General features: G+C 28.4%; 16 protein-coding genes and 1 riboswitch. Of the genes, 13 read left to right on the forward strand and 3 right to left on the reverse strand.

Annotated features, from left to right (window positions below):
- Positions 1 to 23 precede the first annotated feature (23 nt).
- From KGF45_RS15105 to KGF45_RS15120, 4 genes are all read left to right on the forward strand, one after another.
- Complete coding sequence (locus KGF45_RS15105) at positions 24 to 1,322, forward strand: cytochrome c biogenesis protein/redoxin (RefSeq protein ID WP_227842841.1); 1,299 nt, start codon at positions 24 to 26, stop codon at positions 1,320 to 1,322.
- Positions 1,323 to 1,414: 92 nt separating this feature from the next.
- Positions 1,415 to 2,797 carry a dihydrolipoyl dehydrogenase family protein gene (locus tag KGF45_RS15110; protein ID WP_227829607.1) on the forward strand — a complete coding sequence of 461 codons (1,383 nt, stop codon included), beginning with the start codon at positions 1,415 to 1,417 and terminating at the stop codon, positions 2,795 to 2,797.
- Positions 2,798 to 3,033: 236 nt separating this feature from the next.
- Positions 3,034 to 3,747 carry a DUF434 domain-containing protein gene (locus KGF45_RS15115; protein ID WP_227842842.1) on the forward strand — a complete coding sequence of 238 codons (714 nt, stop codon included), beginning with the start codon at positions 3,034 to 3,036 and terminating at the stop codon, positions 3,745 to 3,747.
- A gap of 81 nt (positions 3,748 to 3,828) precedes the next feature.
- On the forward strand, positions 3,829 to 4,698 hold the full coding sequence (locus KGF45_RS15120; protein WP_227829605.1) for a L,D-transpeptidase family protein: 870 nt from the start codon (positions 3,829 to 3,831) through the stop codon (positions 4,696 to 4,698).
- A 148-nt stretch (positions 4,699 to 4,846) separates the two neighbouring features.
- On the opposite strand, the gene KGF45_RS15125 is transcribed toward KGF45_RS15120, so the two are convergent.
- Positions 4,847 to 5,992: an iron-containing alcohol dehydrogenase gene (locus KGF45_RS15125; RefSeq protein WP_227842843.1), complete on the reverse strand. Its 1,146-nt coding sequence runs from the start codon at positions 5,990 to 5,992 to the stop codon at positions 4,847 to 4,849.
- 262 nt (positions 5,993 to 6,254) lie between these two features.
- Positions 6,255 to 7,031: an IclR family transcriptional regulator gene (locus tag KGF45_RS15130; protein ID WP_227829603.1), complete on the reverse strand. Its 777-nt coding sequence runs from the start codon at positions 7,029 to 7,031 to the stop codon at positions 6,255 to 6,257.
- Positions 7,032 to 7,600: 569 nt separating this feature from the next.
- On the opposite strand from KGF45_RS15130, the gene KGF45_RS15135 reads away from it, so the two are divergent.
- From KGF45_RS15135 to KGF45_RS15170, 8 genes are all read left to right on the forward strand, one after another.
- Positions 7,601 to 8,575, forward strand: coding sequence for a 2-keto-3-deoxygluconate permease (locus KGF45_RS15135; protein ID WP_227829602.1), 975 nt, complete (start codon positions 7,601 to 7,603; stop codon positions 8,573 to 8,575).
- Positions 8,576 to 8,652: 77 nt separating this feature from the next.
- Complete coding sequence (locus KGF45_RS15140; RefSeq protein ID WP_227829601.1) at positions 8,653 to 8,958, forward strand: UxaA family hydrolase; 306 nt, start codon at positions 8,653 to 8,655, stop codon at positions 8,956 to 8,958.
- Positions 8,959 to 9,133: 175 nt separating this feature from the next.
- Positions 9,134 to 10,294 carry a UxaA family hydrolase gene (locus tag KGF45_RS15145; RefSeq protein ID WP_227829600.1) on the forward strand — a complete coding sequence of 387 codons (1,161 nt, stop codon included), beginning with the start codon at positions 9,134 to 9,136 and terminating at the stop codon, positions 10,292 to 10,294.
- A gap of 52 nt (positions 10,295 to 10,346) precedes the next feature.
- Positions 10,347 to 11,249 carry a fumarylacetoacetate hydrolase family protein gene (locus KGF45_RS15150; RefSeq protein ID WP_227829599.1) on the forward strand — a complete coding sequence of 301 codons (903 nt, stop codon included), beginning with the start codon at positions 10,347 to 10,349 and terminating at the stop codon, positions 11,247 to 11,249.
- Between the two features lie 81 nt (positions 11,250 to 11,330).
- Positions 11,331 to 12,224 carry a dihydrodipicolinate synthase family protein gene (locus KGF45_RS15155; protein ID WP_227829598.1) on the forward strand — a complete coding sequence of 298 codons (894 nt, stop codon included), beginning with the start codon at positions 11,331 to 11,333 and terminating at the stop codon, positions 12,222 to 12,224.
- Between the two features lie 122 nt (positions 12,225 to 12,346).
- A riboswitch (cobalamin riboswitch) is annotated at positions 12,347 to 12,527 on the forward strand.
- A 202-nt stretch (positions 12,528 to 12,729) separates the two neighbouring features.
- Positions 12,730 to 13,860: an ABC transporter substrate-binding protein gene (locus KGF45_RS15160; RefSeq protein WP_227829597.1), complete on the forward strand. Its 1,131-nt coding sequence runs from the start codon at positions 12,730 to 12,732 to the stop codon at positions 13,858 to 13,860.
- A gap of 73 nt (positions 13,861 to 13,933) precedes the next feature.
- Positions 13,934 to 14,959: a FecCD family ABC transporter permease gene (locus KGF45_RS15165; RefSeq protein ID WP_227829596.1), complete on the forward strand. Its 1,026-nt coding sequence runs from the start codon at positions 13,934 to 13,936 to the stop codon at positions 14,957 to 14,959.
- 2 nt (positions 14,960 to 14,961) lie between these two features.
- Positions 14,962 to 16,158, forward strand: a complete 1,197-nt coding sequence (locus KGF45_RS15170) for an ABC transporter ATP-binding protein (protein ID WP_227829595.1) — start codon at positions 14,962 to 14,964, stop codon at positions 16,156 to 16,158.
- A 173-nt stretch (positions 16,159 to 16,331) separates the two neighbouring features.
- On the opposite strand, the gene KGF45_RS15175 is transcribed toward KGF45_RS15170, so the two are convergent.
- Complete coding sequence (locus KGF45_RS15175; RefSeq protein WP_227829594.1) at positions 16,332 to 17,057, reverse strand: pentapeptide repeat-containing protein; 726 nt, start codon at positions 17,055 to 17,057, stop codon at positions 16,332 to 16,334.
- Between the two features lie 473 nt (positions 17,058 to 17,530).
- Here KGF45_RS15175 and nrdE point away from each other — a divergent pair, with 473 nt between their 5' ends.
- Positions 17,531 to 19,630, forward strand: coding sequence for a class 1b ribonucleoside-diphosphate reductase subunit alpha (gene nrdE / locus KGF45_RS15180; RefSeq protein WP_227829593.1), 2,100 nt, complete (start codon positions 17,531 to 17,533; stop codon positions 19,628 to 19,630).
- The last annotated feature ends 12 nt before the right edge of the window (positions 19,631 to 19,642 follow it).

Consider the following 19,642-nt stretch of genomic DNA (forward strand, 5'->3'; position numbering starts at 1 on the left):
ATAGAATAAGGAGGAATTTTAATTTGGAAAATGCAAATTTATTTGTAGTATTTATAGAAGGAATACTATCGTTTTTTTCACCATGTATATTACCAATACTACCTATTTATCTAAGTATACTGTCCAATAGTAGTGTGGAAAATTTAAAAGAGGGAAAAACGAATTTTATAAGAAGTTCTCTATTTAAAAATACTATCTTATTTACTCTAGGAATTTCGACAACCTTTTTTATACTAGGGTCATCAGTAAGAGTATTGAGTATGTTTTTTAATGAGAATAAAGATTTAATAATGTTTATAGGTGGGATTATAATTATTATCATGGGATTGTTTTACATGGGAATAATTAAATCTTCAATACTAAATAGAGAAAAAAGATTGAATGTAAAGTTTAAAGAAATGAAAGCAATAACAGCGTATTTACTTGGATTTACATTTAGTTTTGGGTGGACTCCTTGTATTGGACCAATATTAGCATCTGTATTAGTAATGGTTTCTAGTTCAACTAATCATTTGAATGCAAATCTTTTAATAGTAGTATATACTATTGGATTTATTTTGCCATTTATAATTACAGCTATGTTCTATAGTAAGCTATTTAAGACTATCGATAAAATAAAATCTAATATGGAAACTATTAAAAAGATAGGTGGGGCTATACTTATAATATCAGGAATATTAATGATGATAAATGGATTTGAAAGTGTGAGCAAGCACTTTAATATTCCACAAAAAAATAAAGTTGAAAATAATCAAAGTGTGAATCAAGGAGAGAATAAACAAGAAAATTCTAATGACAATACACAAGGGGAGTCTAGCAACAAAGACAATCAAAAAGAATCTAATGATGAAAATAGTGATAACGGCTCTAATGATGAAGAAAGAATAAAATCCATTGATTTTACTTTAACTGACCAATATGGTAAAACACACAAATTAAGTGATTATGAAGGTAAGGTTGTGTTCTTAAATTTTTGGGCTACATGGTGCCCTCCATGTAAAGAGGAAATGCCTCATATAGAGCAGTTGTATAAAGATTATAAGAAAAATAATGAAGAGGTAGTAATTTTAGGTGTAGCATCACCAAATTTAGGAAGAGAAGGTTCAAGAGAACATGTAATTAGCTTTTTAAAAGATGAAGGATATACTTTTCCTGTTGCACTTGATGAAGATGGAGAACTAGCATATCAATATGGAATTAATGCTTTTCCAACTACATTTATAATTGATAAAGAAGGATATGTAACTCAGTACATTCCAGGAGCAATGAATAAAGAGACCATGAAGTCTTTTATTGAAACTCAGAAAAATAAAAAGTATTAAATATAAGGTTACAAAAAAGTACCTAATTGTATCACCTAGAAAACCTTGTTATAGTAAGTGTATAAATAACGAAGGAAAGGGTTGAAAATTATATGAAAAAAACATTTGATGCAATAATAATAGGATTTGGAAAAGGCGGAAAAACATTAGCAGGAGATTTGGCTAATAGAGGATTAAAAGTAGCTTTAGTAGAAAAATCAAATAAAATGTATGGAGGAACATGTATAAATGTAGCATGTATCCCAACTAAAAGCTTAGAAAATTCAGCAAACAATATAAGAAATATAAACTCCTGGAGTGATGCACAAATCGAATATGAAAAAGCTATAGATAAAAAAGAAATTTTAATTACAAAGCTGAGAGAAGCTAACTATAATAAGTTAAATTCAAATGATAATGTAACTATATTTACAGGAATGGGTACTTTTATTGATGAAAATACAGTAGAAGTAAAAACTGAAAATGAAGTTTATGAATTAGTATCAGATAAGATATTTATCAATACTGGCTCAAAATCATTTATACCTAATATTAAAGGTATCGAAAATAATAAAATAGTATATAATAGTGAATCTCTTATGAATTTGAGAACTCTACCTAAAAAAATGACAATTATAGGTGCTGGGTTTATAGGTTTAGAATTTGCAGGTATCTATAGTTCATTTGGAACAGAAGTCACAATATTAAATTCAAATAATGGAATTTTACCAAATGAAGATATTGAGGATTCAGAAGAAATAATAAAATTACTTGAAAAGAGAAATGTAAAAATTATAAATAATACAAAGGTAAAAGAGATTAAGGAAGTTTCTAATTTAGCTACAGTAGAATATGAGATAAATAGTGAATTAAAGGAAATAACAAGTGATATAATACTTGTAGCTACAGGTAGAAAGGCAAATACTGAAGGTTTAGGACTTGAAAATGCAGGTATAGAATTAAATGAAAGAGGATTTATTAAAGTATCAGATACCCTTAAGACTAATAAAGAACACATATGGGCTATAGGAGATATAAATGGAGGACCTCAATTTACTTATATATCACTAGATGACTATCGTATAATAATCAATCAATTATTTGGAAATAAGACTAGAACAACTAGTAATAGAAAAAATATACCAAATGCTATATTTATAAGTCCAGCATTTTCAAGAGTTGGTCTTAATGTTAAACAAGCAAAGGAAAAAGGATATGATGTATTAGTAGCAAAGATACCAGTTGATGCAATTCCAAGAGCTAAACAAATTGGAAAGACAGATGGATTTATAAAAATCGTAATAGATAAAAATTCCAATAAGATACTTGGTGCTAGCATGATATGTGAAGATTCTAGTGAGATTATACATTTAATTCAGTTAGCAGTAGATTTAGAAGTAGAATACACATATTTAAGAGACCGTGTTTATGCACATCCAACTATGACAGAGGCTCTTAATGATGTTTTATCTCCTAATATGATAAAGGAAGTATAGAATAAGTCTAATATATAAATAAAGCCTAAAATTATCATTATAAATAAATTTTAAAGAAAGGATACTATGAGAATTTACTAATAGTATCCTTTTTTTACATTATAAAGTATAAATATAGTGTGAAAGTTATTATTTTGTATTATAAGAGAGCATTAAAAGGTATAATCTAAATATTGAGTAATATAAATGAATAAGATAATATTAGCAAACTTAATATCAAGGTGGTGAAATATTCTATGAATAAAATATCTAAAAGGGGATTTGATGAGAGTGACAAACATTGGTTTTCAAGGAAAGAACTTATAAGACTTGTAAAGGCCCAAGAAGAAATAGAATGGTTAATAAATAGAGATTATAAAATAGACCCTGTTGCAACTTTTGTGGGAGATAGATATCAGTTTTCAATAAGACAAAGAGATGCACTGAAGAGAGCAGTATGTACTGATGAAAAAAATAGAATAAGACAATCAAAGATACTTTCTTTAGATAAAATAAATGAAGGAATTATATACATAGATGGTTTTAATTTGATAATAGCTCTAGAAGTAGCATTATCTGGAGGAACTCTAGTCATAGGAAGAGATGGAAATATAAGAGATTTAGCAGGTCTTAGAGGAACATATAAAATTATAGATAAAACAGAAGAAGCTTTAAACTTAATAGGAAAGTTTTTTAACAAATATAAAGCTCCAAAAATTAAATTTTACTTAGATGCACCAGTTTCTAATTCTGGAAATCTAAGGTATAAGATATTAGAACATGCCAAGGAATGGAAAATTGAAACAGAAGTAGAATTAGTAAAAAATGCAGATGTTATATTAGAAAAACTTGATAGAGTAGTTAGTAGTGATGCTGTTATAGTTGATAAATGTATAAGTTATTTTAATGTAGCTAGAAGTATAATTGAAGAATACATTAAAGATTGTAATATTGTAAATTTAAATGGATAATAACCTTTAATTATACAGAGTAAGTTTAAAAATAGAAGAACGAATACATATCGAATTTCATAAAGTATTGTAAAAAGACATATGAGAGGATGGGTATGTGTGAAGCTATTTAAAATAAACATTAAAAAGTACAGAGCACCTATATATAAATATGCTTTAGTAAATGTAAACTTGAGGTCTGCGAAATCTACAAGTTCAAGTATTATAACTGTAATACCTCAAGGTTCTAAATTAGAGGTGTTAGATGAAGAAGACGATTGGATTAAAGTAATTTATAATTTTCAAGAAGGGTATGTATACAAGGATTTAATATCAGTAAGTGAATATGCTTGGAGTAATTTAAATTTAAGAGAAGATAAGTCTACAACTTCTAATATAATTACAGTAATTCCTGAAAAGTCTAGGGTCGAAGTTCTACAGGTAGATGGTGATTGGAGTAAAGTTGTATATGATGATAAAACAGGATATGTTTTTAATTATTTCTTGTCAAATGATGGAAATAAACCTAATGAATTAGACTATAAGTATTTTTATACTGATATGACTAAATTTGTTAATGAAAATAATATTAAAAGTACTAGTGACTATCTAATTACCACAGACCTTAAAAATAAATACACTTATATTTTTAAGAAAGATAATGGTGGCTGGGGGCAATTATATAAATGGGAATGTACTATAGGTAAACCTGAAACTCCAACGATAACAGGTATTTTTTATATAAGTGGTAGAAAACCTTCTTTTGGGACTGATGAGTATTCAGTTAAGTATGCCACTCGTATTAAAGGAGGGTATTATTATCATTCTGTGTTATATAATTCAACTGGAAGTTATATAATAGATGCTAGACTTGGTGAAGCTCTTAGTCATGGATGTATAAGACTAAGTACAGAAAATGCTAAGTGGATATATGATAATATACCTGACACGACAACAGTTATAATTCATTAAAAATATTATTTATTAGTTTCAAGGAGTTTAAAATAAAATAAAATTAAAGATAAGAATTTAAATAATAAGAGAGTGTCAATAATTAAATAAAAATATTTTGAGACACTCCCTTATAAATATACATAATTAATTTATAAGTATTATTATACTAAGAGATTTTCTTAAATAATTCTATAATTTTGTCTTTATCAAAGAAAACAGGATTGGCTCCAGCACAAGCATCTTTCATAGAATTTTCAGCAAGCAACTCAAAATTAGGATTATCAACACCAACATCTTTTAAAGATTTTGGTATTCCTACCTCTTCTGAAAGAGCCTTTATTTTATCTATTACAAAATCAACACATTCTTTATCTGATTTGTCATGTATATTCATTCCAATAATTTCAGCTATTGGACGGAATTTAGAAGGTGCAGATTTAGCATTTTCTTCTTCAACTATTGGTAGTAACATAGCATTACATACTCCATGAGGTAAATCATATAAACCTCCTAATTGATGAGCCATGGCATGGACATTTCCAAGACCTGCATTACTAAATGCAATTCCATTTAAAAAACAAGCATAACACATTTGTTCTCTAGCATCTATATCATTCCCATCTTTAACAGCTCTAGGAAGATATTCAAATATCTGTTTTATAGAATATAGTGCAGTTGAATCTGTAACATCATAAGCTCCATTAGCCACTACAGCTTCTATAGCATGAGTAAGTGCATCCATACCAGTGGCTGCTGTTAAGTTAGCTGGCTTACTAATCATTAATTCTGGGTCATTTACTGTCATTGTAGCTAGTGCATTTGTATCAACCATTATCATTTTTACATGTCTATCTTCATCTGTTATAACATAATTTATTGTAACTTCAGCTGATGTACCAGCAGTAGTAGTTATTGCAACTATAGGAAGACATTTTTTGGAAGTTTTATTTACACCTTCATAATCTCTAATGTCTCCTCCATTGGTAGCTAATATAGAAATAGCTTTGCCACAATCTTGTGGAGAACCACCTCCTATAGTTATAACAAAGTCGCAATTTTCTGATTTTAGTATTTTAAGACCATTGTTAACATTAGTTACAGTTGGATTTGGTTTAACTTCATCATAAACAGCAAAGGTTACACCTATTTGAGATAACATATCTGTTACTTTTTTTACAGTACCATTTGAAGTTAGAAATTTATCGCTAACGATAAATGCTTTTTTAGTGCCTAAAGATTTAATAGAATCTTTAGCTTCACTAAGACACCCTTTTCCAAGTAAGTTTATTGGTGGTACATAATAGATACTCATAGTTAAAATCTCCTTTTTTGAATTAATTTTTATGTAAAATATACATACCTATAATAGTCTTATACTAATTCACATATTATATATTGGTTTTGAGGTTAAAATACATATTGCGAGTTTTTATATAAGAACTAAGTTCGTAATTACGATTATGATTAGAATTTAACATAGTATTTTTATCATGTCAATAAAAATATTAAAAATAAAAAAGAGCATAAAAAAACAAAGTTACTGTAATTAAGTCAGCAACTTTGTTTTTATCAATCTAATTTATTATAATATCTTCATTACGTTCTTCCATCATAGATTGAATGTTTTTTTGTGCATTTAAAAGTAATTTTTTTATCAGTTCTATTTTTTCTTCACTAGACCTAAAAAGTGGAAGTGTTACACTAACAGCGGCTCTTATACATCCATTTTTTCTTATTGGTACAGCAAGGCATTTTAGATATTCCATTGATTCTTCACATTCTGAAGCTATTTGAGTTTCACGAACTTCAAGAAGCTGGTCATATAAAATATCAAAGTCAGTAATTGATTTTTTTGTAAATCCTTTTAACCCATCTGGATATAAACTTATTAGTTTTTCCTTATCAAAATCACATAAAAGTGCTTTTCCAAGACCTGTACAATTAGCAGGTATCTTTTTACCAACATAAGAAATAAGTCTAATTGGCTCTGGAGAGTCAACTTTTCCAATATAAAGAACTTCGTTATTGTCAAGTATACCAAGTTGACAAGTTTCAGAACAAGAATTAACTATATTAGTCATTTCGTCAATTATGTAGTTAAAAATAGTTCTTTTTTCAAAAAACGAAGACCCTAATGTGTAAGAACGTATACCTATGGAATATTTAGACGTATTTTTATCAATAGTAATGTATTTTCTAGCATTAAGTGTATGAACTATAGGAAAGATACTACTTTTTGGAGCATTGATAGCATCTGCTATTTCTGTAAGAGTATATCCATTCTCAGATTCAGCTAATGCTTCTAAAATATCTAATATCCTAGCTGTTGGGCGATGATTATCTGAAGTCATAAATTTCCCCCTATCTTTGTTAATTTAAAGTGTTAGAATATGTTGATTTTAGCATAATGTATGATAATTTACAATGTAGAAATAAAATATATGACTGTATATACAAATAAGCTTTAATTGTAAATATTTGTATATGATTTTTTTTATGAAAATTTATATTGAAAACTTGAAATAATTTCCAAAATATACCTGAAGAAAGTACACTGTATTTAGCTATATAATTTAAGATAAGACAATAATAACCGTATTTTATATATAAATATCGAAATATTATGAATTTAAATTATATAAATTGTGATATATAGATGTGAATTGAGAAAAATTACTTTTTATATTTTGCATATAATGAAGATAATTGATAACTATTGATATATTATCAGATAATTTGAAAAAATTTTGACAAAAATTTATTTTTTTTATTGACTCATAATTAGGAAAATGCTATCATTAATTCAAAGATTCGTAAATAAAAACTTAGTTCTTAAATACGAACCGAAACGGCCGTTAAAATTAAAGCTAAAAAATTTAATAAGAGTAATTAAATATCATGTTTTAGGAGGAGTAACTTTATGATAATGGATTTTATTAAAAAAATTCCTGCAGGTATGATGATAGTTCCAATGTTTATAGCAGCTTTCATTAATACATTTTGCCCAGATATTGTACAAATAGGTTCATTTACAACAGCAGTATTCTCAAGTGTTGGCTCTGCAACTATAATAGGGGTTCAACTAGTATGTCTTGGAACTCAGCTTCAATTTAAAGAAATGCCAAAAGTATTAAAAAGAGGAGGCATACTTCTTGGCTCTAAATTTGCTATAGGTGCTTTAATAGGTATACTTATAGGAAAATTATTTGGAATGGATGGAGTATTAGGTCTTACAACTTTGGCAGTTATAAGTGCAGTTACAAATAGTAATGGTAGTATATATCTCTCATTAATGACTTCATATGGAGATGAAACAGATTGTGCAACTATGAGTTTACTTACTTTGAACGATGGGCCATTTTTTACATTGATAGCTCTTGGAACTTCAGGACTTGCAAATGTTCCATTAATGTCATTATTGGCTGCAATTGTGCCAATACTTGTTGGTATGATAATAGGTAATTTTGACAAAAAGATGAAAGAATTTTTAGAACCAGGATGTAATTTATTAGTACCTTTTGTAGGATTTGCACTTGGAAGTAGTATAAATCTTGCAAGTATATTAAAAGGAGGTCTATCTGGAGTATTGCTTGGATTAATATCTGTGTTTGTAGGAGGTATATTTATAGTATTCTGTGATAGATTTATAGGGAAACGTCCAGGGTATGCAGGATGGGCTGTAGCCACAACTGCAGGGAATGCAATTGCTGTTCCTGCTGCTGTTGCATTAGTTGACCCAACATGGCAGCCATATGTTGCAACAGCTACAACTCAAGTAGCAGCTGCAGTAGTTGTTACTGCGATATTAGTTCCTCTTATAACTAGCTGGTGGGCCAAGAAGCATGGATGTCCTAAATTCCCAAAACAAAAAGATGATGGGACAATAGTAGCCTGATGAATACAGATATATAATTACTAAGATGATTTTGTATATTAATAAAATTATATTATTTATAAAGGAGAACAAAGATAATGATAAATGCAGTGATAATTGATGAAAAAGATAATGTTGCAGTAGCTATTGAGGCAATATCTAAGAACAGTGAAATTAAATTTAAATTAAAAGATAAAACAATAAAGACAATAACAGCTTTAGATGATATAACTATTTATCATAAATTGGCTATAAAGGATATGGCTGAGGGAGATAAAGTTACTAAATATGGAGAACACATAGGAGAAGCTAATCAAGAAATAAAAATTGGTCAACATGTACATATTCACAATGTTAAAAGTGTTAGGGAAGATTTAGATAAACAAATTGTATCGAACATATAAAGTAACATTTATAATTCAAGCAAAGTAGTATTTAGTATTAAATGATTAAAGTATTTTGTGTTGAATGATTGAATAAGAATGATTTTAGTTAGCTAATTAGCAATAAGAATAAAATTTATAGTACAAGAAAATCACATAAAGTATGATAAAGAGACTATTTTAGGAGGAAATCAATATGAAATTTTATGGATATAAAAGACCAGATGGAAGAGTTGGTATAAGAAATCACATATTAATATTACCTACAAGTGTGTGTGCATCAGATACAACGAGAATTATAGCCTCACAAGTTCAAGGGGCTGTTACTTTTAATAATCAAAATGGATGTTCTCAAGTAAGTTCAGACCAACAATTAACTATGGATGTTATGGCTGGATACGCAGCAAATCCTAATGTATATGGTGTAATAGTTGTGTCTTTAGGTTGTGAAAATTGTCAAAATGACTTGGTAGTTGATGCAATAAAAGAGAGAACAAATAAACCAATAAAGACTCTTGTAATACAAGAAGAGCATGGAACTTTGAAAACTATAGAAAAAGCTGTTCGTTATGCTAGAGAAATGGCACAAGAAGCTTCTTTACTTAGAAAAGAAGAATTTCCAATATCTGAACTTATATTAGGGACTGAATGTGGAGGGTCTGACCCAACAAGTGGGCTAGCTGCTAATCCGCTAATAGGAGAATTAAGTGATAGACTTGTTGATTTAGGGTCTACTTCAATTTTAAGTGAAACTACTGAATTTATAGGAGCAGAACATATATTAGCTAGAAGAGCAGTAAATGAAGAGGTAAAAGAAAAAATACTACATATAGTACATAGATATGAAAATTCATTAAAATTAGTTGGAGAAGAAGTTAGAGAAGGAAATCCATCTCCTGGAAATATAGCTGGTGGGCTTACAAGCTTGGAAGAAAAATCACTAGGCTGTATACACAAAGGTGGGCACAGAGTAATAAGTGAAGTATATGATTATGCAAAGCAAATTGATAAGAAGGGTCTTGTAATAATGGATACACCAGGAAATGATGCTTCATCTGTTGCGGGTATGGTTGCAGGAGGAGCTCAAGTCGTAGTATTTAGTACAGGGAGAGGGACTCCATCAGGAAATCCAATAGCTCCAGTAATAAAAATAACTGGAAATAAAATAACTTTTGCAAATATGGAAGATAATATGGATTTTGATGCTAGTCCAGTTATATATGGACCACAGACAATGGAAGAATTGACAGATGATTTATTAAATCTAGTTGTAGATGTAGCAAATGGTAAGCAATCAAAAGCAGAATCACTGGGATATACTGAAATGGCAATAGCTAGAGTGTGTAATTATGTATAAAATATAGGACTTAAAAAGGTATGCATTTAGAATTTTACTAAAGGGTGATAGTATGAAGTTTGTTAGTTTTAGTAGTATTGAAGATACATCTAAAAAGGTAGGAATTCTCTCAAAGGATGAATTGTTTATTATCGATGTCAATTCCATAAGTCTTAGTAAATTTTTTATAGATGTAATTGATTTAATTCAAAGCGTATCTCAGGATGATATTATTAAGTTAAAAAATATTATAAGTGAAGAATCATTTAATGCCTATAATGTTTTTAAAAGAGAAAAATGCACTATACATGTTCCTATAGAAAAGCCAATACATGACATTTTATGTGTAGGAGTAAACTATAAAAAACATCTTGAAGAAACTCAAACTCATTTTGATAGTAGCTTTGAAGAACCTGAGAAAACAGTCTATTTTACAAAACGTGTGACAAAGGCAATAGGTCCAGAAGACGAGATAGATGCTCATTTTGATATAAATAATCAGTTGGATTATGAGGTTGAACTTGGAGTAGTAATAGGTAAAACAGGTGTTAATATAGAAAAAGAAGATGTAGAAGATTATATCTTTGGTTACACTGTGATAAATGATATTTCTGCTAGAAAGTTGCAAAAAGAACATGTTCAATGGTTTAGGGGAAAGGGATTAGATACATTTACATCTTTAGGGCCATGTATCTTACATAAAAGTGCAATTTCTTTTCCAGTAAAACTTAATGTATATAGTAGAGTAAATAATGAAGAAAGACAAAATTCTAATACAGAGTTATTCATATCAGATATCTCAGATATAATTTCACAACTTTCAAAAGGGATGACTTTAGAGGCAGGAGATATTATAGCTACTGGAACACCTTCTGGAGTAGGGATGGGCTTTTCTCCTCCTCGATATATGAATAGTGGAGATGTAATTGAATGTGAGATTGAAAGTATTGGAATATTGAAAAATTATGTTAAGTAAATGTTTTATTATATAATTTTAAAACATGGGCTATAAACATATTAAATGAACATATCAAAATAAATTTTAGGAGTTTAAATTATGAAAGCAGAATTTTTGACACCAGTTGTTACAATATTTGATGAAGACGGAAATTTAGATAGAGAAGGAAACAAAAAAGTATATGATTACCTTATAGATGGGGGAGTAGATGGTCTAGTTATAATGGGAAGTACTGGAGAGTTCTTTAATATGTCTATGGATATGCAAAAAGAGCTTATAGATTTAGTAATTAATCATGTCGATAAGAGGGTTAAAGTGTTTATAGGTACAAGTCGTATGTGTGCAGATGAGTCTATAGAACTTTCAAATTATGCACATAATAGTGGAGCAGATGGAGTTATGATAATAAGTCCTTATTATTTCTCACTTGATGATGATAGTATTGAACTGTTTTACAGTAAGATAGCTGAAAACACAGATGCAGAAATATACCTATATAATTATCCAGATAGAACTGGTTATGATTTAAGTCCAGAACTTACATTAAAGCTTGCAAGAAAGCATAAAAACATAGTTGGATATAAAGATACAGTAACTTTAATGGGACATACTAGAGATTTAATAAATACTATGAAAACAGAGTTCCCAAATTTTAAGATATATAGTGGATATGATGAAAATTTTATACACAACTTAATGTCTGGAGGAGCAGGATGTATAGGCGGTTTATCAAATCTAATTCCAGAAGTATGTTTTAAATGGACTGAAGCTTATAATAATAAGGATATGGACAAAGTTATTGAAATTCAAAAATATATTAATAAAGCAATGGATTTTTATTCAATAACAAATCCATTTATACCAGCAATGAAGAAAGCTATGAATATTAGAGGATTAGAAATAAGTGATTATGTAACTGCTCCATTTATAAAGCCAAATGAAAATCAAGTATGTAAAATTAAAGATTTGATGGATGAATTAAATATAAACTAGGAAGATAAAGAGGGTTTTAAATTGATTTTTATAGTCATTTTAAGCCCTCTTTTTGAGTGGATATATTAAATCAACCTTGCAAAGTAATTAACAATAAACTACAATTATCTTAATGAAAAATTAAATATAAATAATACTAGGGTACTATTTTAGTTTAATAGGGAAAGTGATGTAAATTCACTACAGCCCCCGCTACTGTATACGGATACAAAATCAAATCCACTGAGATTCATAGTAATTTTGGGAAGGTTGATGGAGGAAAAGCCGTGAGTCAGGAGACCTGCCCAGTATTACATAAATACAATTTAGGGTGGAGATTGTAGTTTATAATAAAATGAGATATCAATTCATTTTTTATAAAATTGATATAGAAGCTTCTCCTTGCTAATTTAGGAGAAGTTTTTTATTTTACTAAAAAGTTATATTTATAAAATTAATTTTAGTAAAATGTCTTTTTAAAATATATGTAGCCACTCATAAAAAATAAAATAATGGAGTGAAAGTAATGAAATTTAAATCAAATGTTTTAAAGCAGTTTTTCTTAATTGTAATGGTAGTTTTTTTCGTAGGAGGTATTGTAGGTTGTAGCAAAAAAGATAACAACAATGAACAAGTTAATAGCGGTGAAAAACTAGAATTAAAATATGCAAGTGGGTTTAGTGTTGAGAATTTAGAAGATGGAATTAAAAAGGTTGTTGATGGAGATAATAGAGAACTAATTTTGATTCCTAAAAAGATAAAAATACCTGAAAAATACAAGAATGCAAATATAGTTAGGACACCTGTGGATAATGTATTGATAGCATCTACAACACAAGCTTGCTCTTTAAGGACGATAGGTGAGTTAGATAGTATAAAAGCAGTAACAACAGAAGAACAATATTGGACTATCAAAGAAATTAAAAATTTAATGAAAGATGGAAAGATACATTATGTCGGTTCAAATTTAGCACCAGACTATGAAAAAATAGTAGACTTAAATCCTGACTTGACTATAGTGAGTAGTGGTTTATCAGAAGCAGATACAAAGTTTATAGATAAGTTAGAAGAATTGGGACTTAACTATGTTGTAGATAATGAATATAAAGAACAAAATCCATTTGGAAGAATGGAGTGGACAAGCTTAATAGCTGCATTTTATGATAAAGAGGATATAGCTACTAGTGAATTAGATAAAACAGTACAAAAAATAGAAGAAGTTAGTAAAAAAATAAAAAATAAAAGTAAACCTAAAGTTGTATGGGCGTCTGTATATGAAGGTAATGCTTATATAGCACCTAAAAATTCATATGTAGATAATATGATAAACATGGCAGGTGGAATAAATGCTTGTGCCTCAATAGATTCAAATGAAGGGCGAGTAAGTATTGAGCAATTGCACGAAGTAGCAAAAGATGCAGATATATTTGTGTATTCATCAAGTTCAGATTATGCACCAAATTTAGAGTCTATAAAATCTAGTGCACCAGTGTTATCTGATTTAGATGTTGTCAAAAAAGGGAATTTATGGGTGTTTGCTCCAGATTATTATCAATCGGTGGATAGGACAGATGAATTAATAGTAGATTTGGTTGAAATGTTTCACCCAGGTACTACTGGTGAAAAAATTAAGCATTATGTAAATTATGATAAGTAATAGATAAGATTAAATTAACAAGTAAACTTTATAAATTTGAGTTAATGTAGTTTTTAATAAGAGGAGTATATAGATGGACTTTATCAATAAAAGCAGAATTAAAAATACTACTATATTTATAACCTTAATTGTAGGCATAATACTTACTTTTTTGATATGTGTAGCATTTGGTTCTGTAAAAATCGAATTTAAAGAAATAATAGATGTTGTATTAAGAGGAATAGATAGTACAGAACACTATAAAATAATCTATAATATAAGGATTCCTAGAGTTCTTGCAACTATGGTAGGAGGTGCTTGCTTAGCAGTATCTGGTATTTTACTACAGATATTTTTCAAAAACCCAATAGTTGAACCATATATCTTAGGTGTGTCTTCAGGTGCCACTTTATCAGTAGCACTGATGATTTTAGGCGGATATACATTAGGATTTGAAAGTATAAATTCAATGAGTATATTTATAGCCGCATTTGTAGGAGCTTTAATTGTAATGTCTATAGTTATTCTATTTGCCAGCAAAGTAAAAAATATAACAACGCTTTTGGTTATAGGAATTATGACTGGATATGTATGTAGTGGAATAACAAATATATTACAATCATTTGCAAATAATGAAAAATTAAAAGAATTTACTATGTGGTCTATGGGAAGTTTCTCAGGATTTACATGGGAAAAAGTAGAAATACTTATGTTAGTCGGCATATTAGGTCTTTTGATGACTATATTCATAATAAAACCTCTAAATGCTTTTTTACTAGGGGAAGAGTATGCAAAGAGTATTGGTGTAAATATAAAATTTTTTAGATTTTTGGTAGTATTTATATCTAGTATACTAGCAGCAATAGTATCAGCATTTGCAGGTCCTATAGGATTTATTGGTCTTGCAGTACCACAAATAGCAAAATTGATATTTAGAACATCGGACAATAGAGTATTGATACCAGTAGTAATTCTTTTAGGAAGTATAGTTACAGCTCTTTGTGATTTAGTATCCAGAGTAATTTTGTCGCCAATAGAATTACCAATAAGTGCAATAACTTCATTATTAGGTGCTCCAATTGTAATAATGTTATTGATGAAAAGGAAGGATAGGGCTTAGACATGTTGAGAACTAATAATTTAAGTGTTGGATATGATAAAAAAGTAGTTGTAAGTGACATAAACATAGAGGTAAAAAATGGAGAAATATTATGTCTTTTGGGAAGTAATGGTGCTGGTAAAACTACTATATTAAGGTCTCTATCTAAACTCATAACACCAATAAGAGGTGAAATATATTTAAATGATGCAGATATAAATCATATCTCCAGAAAGACATTATCTAAAAAGATGGCTTTAGTACTTACAAATAGATTATTAGGAGATTTAATGACTGTACAAGATGTAGTTAATATGGGAAGATACCCTTATACAGGATTTTTTGGAAATCTATCTAAAAAAGATTTAATAATGGTAGATGATTCATTAGAATCTGTAAATGCACTTCATTTAAAAAAAAGATATTTTGATGAACTTAGTGATGGTGAAAAACAAAAGGTATTGGTTGCAAGAGCATTAGTTCAAGAGCCAGAAATAATAATATTAGATGAACCTACAACTCATTTGGATATAAAGCATAGATTAGAACTTATGAATATACTAAAAAAACTAAGTAAGGAAAAATCAATATCAGTAATACTTTCATTACATGAAATAGATATAGCGCTAAAAAGTTGTGATAAGGTTGTTCTTGTGAAAAACAACAAAGTTATAGCGTATGGTCAGCCAGAAGATATGGTAGATGAAAATATGATAAATTCACTTTATGAATTAGAGGATAAAAATTTTAACAGTTTGTTAGGTGCAGTAGAAATTAGCAATAAATCAAAAAATGAAGTTTTTATAATTGGTGGAGGTGGTAAAGCAACACCAATCTACAGAGCTTTTACTAAAAGAGGTATAGGTATATATTCTGGCATAATACATGAAAATGATATTGATTATGAAATTGGTAGGACTATGGGCATAAAGTTGTTTACAGAAAAGCCATTTGAGTCAATAAGTGATGAAAGTTTCGATTTGGCTATTAGAAATTTAAATAATTCTAAGATTATAATAGACACAGGATTTAGCGTAGGAGAAACAAATAAAAGAAATATAGACATTATAAAAGAGGCTTTAAAATTGGATAAAAAAGTTTATTCATTTAGAACTAAAAATGAGAGTAATAAATATTATAAGCATTTGAGTGATAATATAGAATATGTAGATAAAGTTTCTAAAATAGTGGATAGTATTGATAAAAATAATTTACTGTAAATTGTAATTTATGGCATATTTAGGAATGATAAAATATATAAAAGAGTATCGTAAGTAGATTTTTAAAGTACATTTTTAAAATCTCTAGATACTCTTTTTTAGAAATTATTTATTTAGTGATACATTTTTTACTATGTATTTTAAACTGCACACTTAAATAAAAAAATAATACTTTATAGATAACCAATAGCTTCATCTCTAGTTAAAAAAAAGTGAATTCCTGTAGTTGATTCTTTCCATCTATTTTCATGAAAATCTTCAGCTACCACCATTTCTCCTACTCGATATATAAAATTTTCATCAGCATATGCACGAGCACTTTTAAAAGATTCTTTACCATCTATGCTTGTAATTGATAGTACTTTTGCTTTGTCACATCTACAAGCATTTGATGTAGCAGATACTCTTTTTGCATCACTTGGTATCAATAATTGTACCATTCTAAAATTAAAACATTTTTTATAAGCTACAAATGCACCTGTTTCAGGACAGTACAATTTAAAAAAACGAGTACTTTCATCTGATACTACTCCATCCAATGTAGCATATTCCAAATTAGAATTTTCTAAATTAGTTCCTCTAATATCTGAGTTAGATAAATCACAAAATCTAAAATTGGCACCACCTAGGTCTGCATTTTTTAATATAGAATTTTTTAATGAACAATCTGAAAAATAAGAATTCTTAAAGCTAGAGTTTTCTAAATCTGCCTTTTCTAAATTTAAATTGATTAGGTCAGACCACGAAAAGTCAATATTACTTAAACAATATCCTCTTAAATCCATATTTTCTAATCTTACTTCTTTTAAATCTGCCCTTTCTCCATCATTATTATTTTTAAGCCACAAATAATGTTTATCAAGTATTTTTTCTAATTCTTGTTTAGAAACAGTTTTCATTAAAATCACCTTCACTAATTTATTTTTATATATTTAGTAGAAAAATAGTCATATATTTAATTATATAACAATAAATAAAAAACTTCTAAATAATATATAAAATATTAAATATCTTATTGAAGATTTATTATTTCTAGTAACATATAAACATTGAGTAAATATTTTTATGGTTTTATTTAGAGAATAAAGTAAAGAAAGGAAGATAATAACTATGATTTTAACTTCTTTAAATAAAAATAATATCAATGATATAATAATAAAAGTTTAGATATAAAAAAATTTGTGTATATACTATATGTAGTATATAATAGATAAAGCACTAACTATATGTAGTGCTTTTGTTTTTGAAAAATACTTATTATGCCCTATAATTATAGGTTGTTTTTGGAATTTGAACTGATAAATATTAAAAGAAATAATAAGTAAATTAAATGAAATTATAGCACAAGATTATGTTAAAAGGACGGTAAATAATGAATTGGATAGAGCTTAACAATCAAGTGATAATTAAAAATGAACAAGGGAAATATCAATTGGAAAAGGATAAGGAAGCCCTAAGTAGTTACATAGAAGAATTTATAAATCCAAAGTTAAAGAAATTTAACAATCTAGAAGAAAGATTGAAGTATTTAATGGAGGAAGGTTATTATTTAGAAGAAGTAATACATAAATACAGCATGGATTTTATCAAAAAGATATACAAACTTATTGAGGAACATAAATTTAAGTTTCAGTCATATATGAGTGCAAATAAATTTTATCAAAATTATGCATTAAAAAGTAATGATGGAAAAGAAATATTAGAAACGTATAATGAAAAAGTATTAATTGTAGCTTTAACATTAGGAAATGGTGATGAGAGTCTAGCTTTAAACTTGGCAGACAAAATAGTAAAACAAGAATTTCAACCAGCTACACCTACATTTTTAAATGCTGGAAGAAAAAGAGCAGGAGAAATGGTATCATGTTTTTTACTATCTGTAGAAGATAGCACAGAAGGTATTTCATATGCTATATCTTCATCAAATCATTTATCAAAAATAGGTGGAGGAGTTGCACTAAACTTATCTAAGCTTAGAGCATCAGGTGAATCTATTAAAGATATAGAAGGTGCAGCTGGAGGTGTTGTTGGAGTAGCTAAAATGTTGGAACAATCATTCAGCTATTTTAATCAGATGGGAGCTAGGCAAGGTTCTGGTGCAGTTTATCTCACAGTATTTCATCCTGATTTTGAATTATTGATGGATACTAAAAAGATAAATGCTGATGAAAAAATAAGACTTGCTACATTATCGCTGGGAGCTATTATACCTGATAAATTTATGGAGTTAGCAGAAAAAAATGAAGTAGCCTATGCATTCTATCCTCATACTGTGTATAAAAAGTATGGAGTTTACCTTGATGAGATAGAAATAAGTGAGTGGTATGATAGGTTAGTTAATGATGAAGATATAAGAAAAAAAGAAATAAATCCTAGACAAATGTTGACTAAAATAGCACAAATGCAACAAGAAAGTGGATATCCATATGTAGTGTACATAGATACAGCCAATAGGGAACATACATTGAAAGAGGTTGGTATGGTAAAAATGTCTAATTTGTGTTGTGAAATATTCCAATACCAAACATCTTCAGAAATAGAAGGCTATGGTGGAGAAAATAAATGGGGTCAAGATATAAGTTGTAATCTTGGTTCTTTAAATATAGCAAATGTTATGGACAATAAAACTATAGAAAGCACAGTTGAGACATCGATAAGAGCATTGACATTTGTAGCAGATAAAACAGACATAAAGCCAGTACCGACTGTAAATAATAGCAATAGCAAATCTCATTCTATAGGATTGGGAGCTATGAATTTACATGGATACTTAATAAGAGAAAATATTTTATATACTTCAGAGGATGCTATAGAGTTTTCTAATGTATTTTTTGCAATGATTAGATATTATTCAATTAAAGCATCTATGAAAATAGCTATAGAAAAAAATCAAACTTTTGAAGGGTTTGAAAAATCAGAGTATGCTAAGGGAAGAAAAAGCAAGGTATTATCAAAATACTATGAACAATCTTATCTACCTAAGTTAGAAAAGGTAAAAGCATTATTTGAAGGTATTTATATACCAACAAAAGAAGACTGGACAAAATTATTGGATGAGGTCAAAGAAAAAGGTATATATAATGCATATTTAATGGCAGTAGCACCAACTCAAAGTATTAGTTATGTTCAAAATGCAACATCAAGTATAATGCCAATTACTGAGCCAGTAGAAGTAAGAACATATGGAGATTCAACTACGATATATCCAATGCCATTTTTAACTAATGAAAATATGTTGTATTATCAATCAGCATATAGAATGGATATGAGGAAAGTTATAGATTTAGTATCAACAGTTCAACAACATGTTGACCAGGGAATATCAACAACATTATTTGTTACAGATGAAAAGACAACTAGAGATATAGCTAGACATTACATATATGCATATAAAAAAGGTCTGAAAAGTTTATATTACACAAGAACAAAGATGACAAGAGACACTCATGAGTGTCTAGTATGTTCAGTATAGGGAGAGAAATAT

The sequence above is a fragment of the Clostridioides sp. ZZV14-6154 genome, from assembly GCF_020657785.1.
In the GTDB taxonomy this organism is placed as follows: domain Bacteria; phylum Bacillota; class Clostridia; order Peptostreptococcales; family Peptostreptococcaceae; genus Clostridioides.

Bases quoted from the DNA above. Each gene is read 5' to 3' on its own strand.
- KGF45_RS15120 (WP_227829605.1), top strand. From the start codon at position 3,829: ATGAGAGGATGGGTATGTGTGAAGCTATTTAAAATAAACATTAAAAAG.
- KGF45_RS15130 (WP_227829603.1), bottom strand. From the start codon at position 7,031: ATGACTTCAGATAATCATCGCCCAACAGCTAGGATATTAGATATTTTA.
- nrdE (WP_227829593.1), top strand. From the start codon at position 17,531: ATGAATTGGATAGAGCTTAACAATCAAGTGATAATTAAAAATGAACAA.
- KGF45_RS15165 (WP_227829596.1), top strand. From the start codon at position 13,934: ATGGACTTTATCAATAAAAGCAGAATTAAAAATACTACTATATTTATA.
- KGF45_RS15150 (WP_227829599.1), top strand. From the start codon at position 10,347: ATGAAGTTTGTTAGTTTTAGTAGTATTGAAGATACATCTAAAAAGGTA.
- KGF45_RS15140 (WP_227829601.1), top strand. From the start codon at position 8,653: ATGATAAATGCAGTGATAATTGATGAAAAAGATAATGTTGCAGTAGCT.
- KGF45_RS15175 (WP_227829594.1), bottom strand. From the start codon at position 17,057: ATGAAAACTGTTTCTAAACAAGAATTAGAAAAAATACTTGATAAACAT.
- KGF45_RS15160 (WP_227829597.1), top strand. From the start codon at position 12,730: ATGAAATTTAAATCAAATGTTTTAAAGCAGTTTTTCTTAATTGTAATG.
- KGF45_RS15155 (WP_227829598.1), top strand. From the start codon at position 11,331: ATGAAAGCAGAATTTTTGACACCAGTTGTTACAATATTTGATGAAGAC.
- KGF45_RS15115 (WP_227842842.1), top strand. From the start codon at position 3,034: ATGAATAAAATATCTAAAAGGGGATTTGATGAGAGTGACAAACATTGG.
- KGF45_RS15135 (WP_227829602.1), top strand. From the start codon at position 7,601: ATGATAATGGATTTTATTAAAAAAATTCCTGCAGGTATGATGATAGTT.
- KGF45_RS15170 (WP_227829595.1), top strand. From the start codon at position 14,962: ATGTTGAGAACTAATAATTTAAGTGTTGGATATGATAAAAAAGTAGTT.
- KGF45_RS15110 (WP_227829607.1), top strand. From the start codon at position 1,415: ATGAAAAAAACATTTGATGCAATAATAATAGGATTTGGAAAAGGCGGA.
- KGF45_RS15145 (WP_227829600.1), top strand. From the start codon at position 9,134: ATGAAATTTTATGGATATAAAAGACCAGATGGAAGAGTTGGTATAAGA.
- KGF45_RS15125 (WP_227842843.1), bottom strand. From the start codon at position 5,992: ATGAGTATCTATTATGTACCACCAATAAACTTACTTGGAAAAGGGTGT.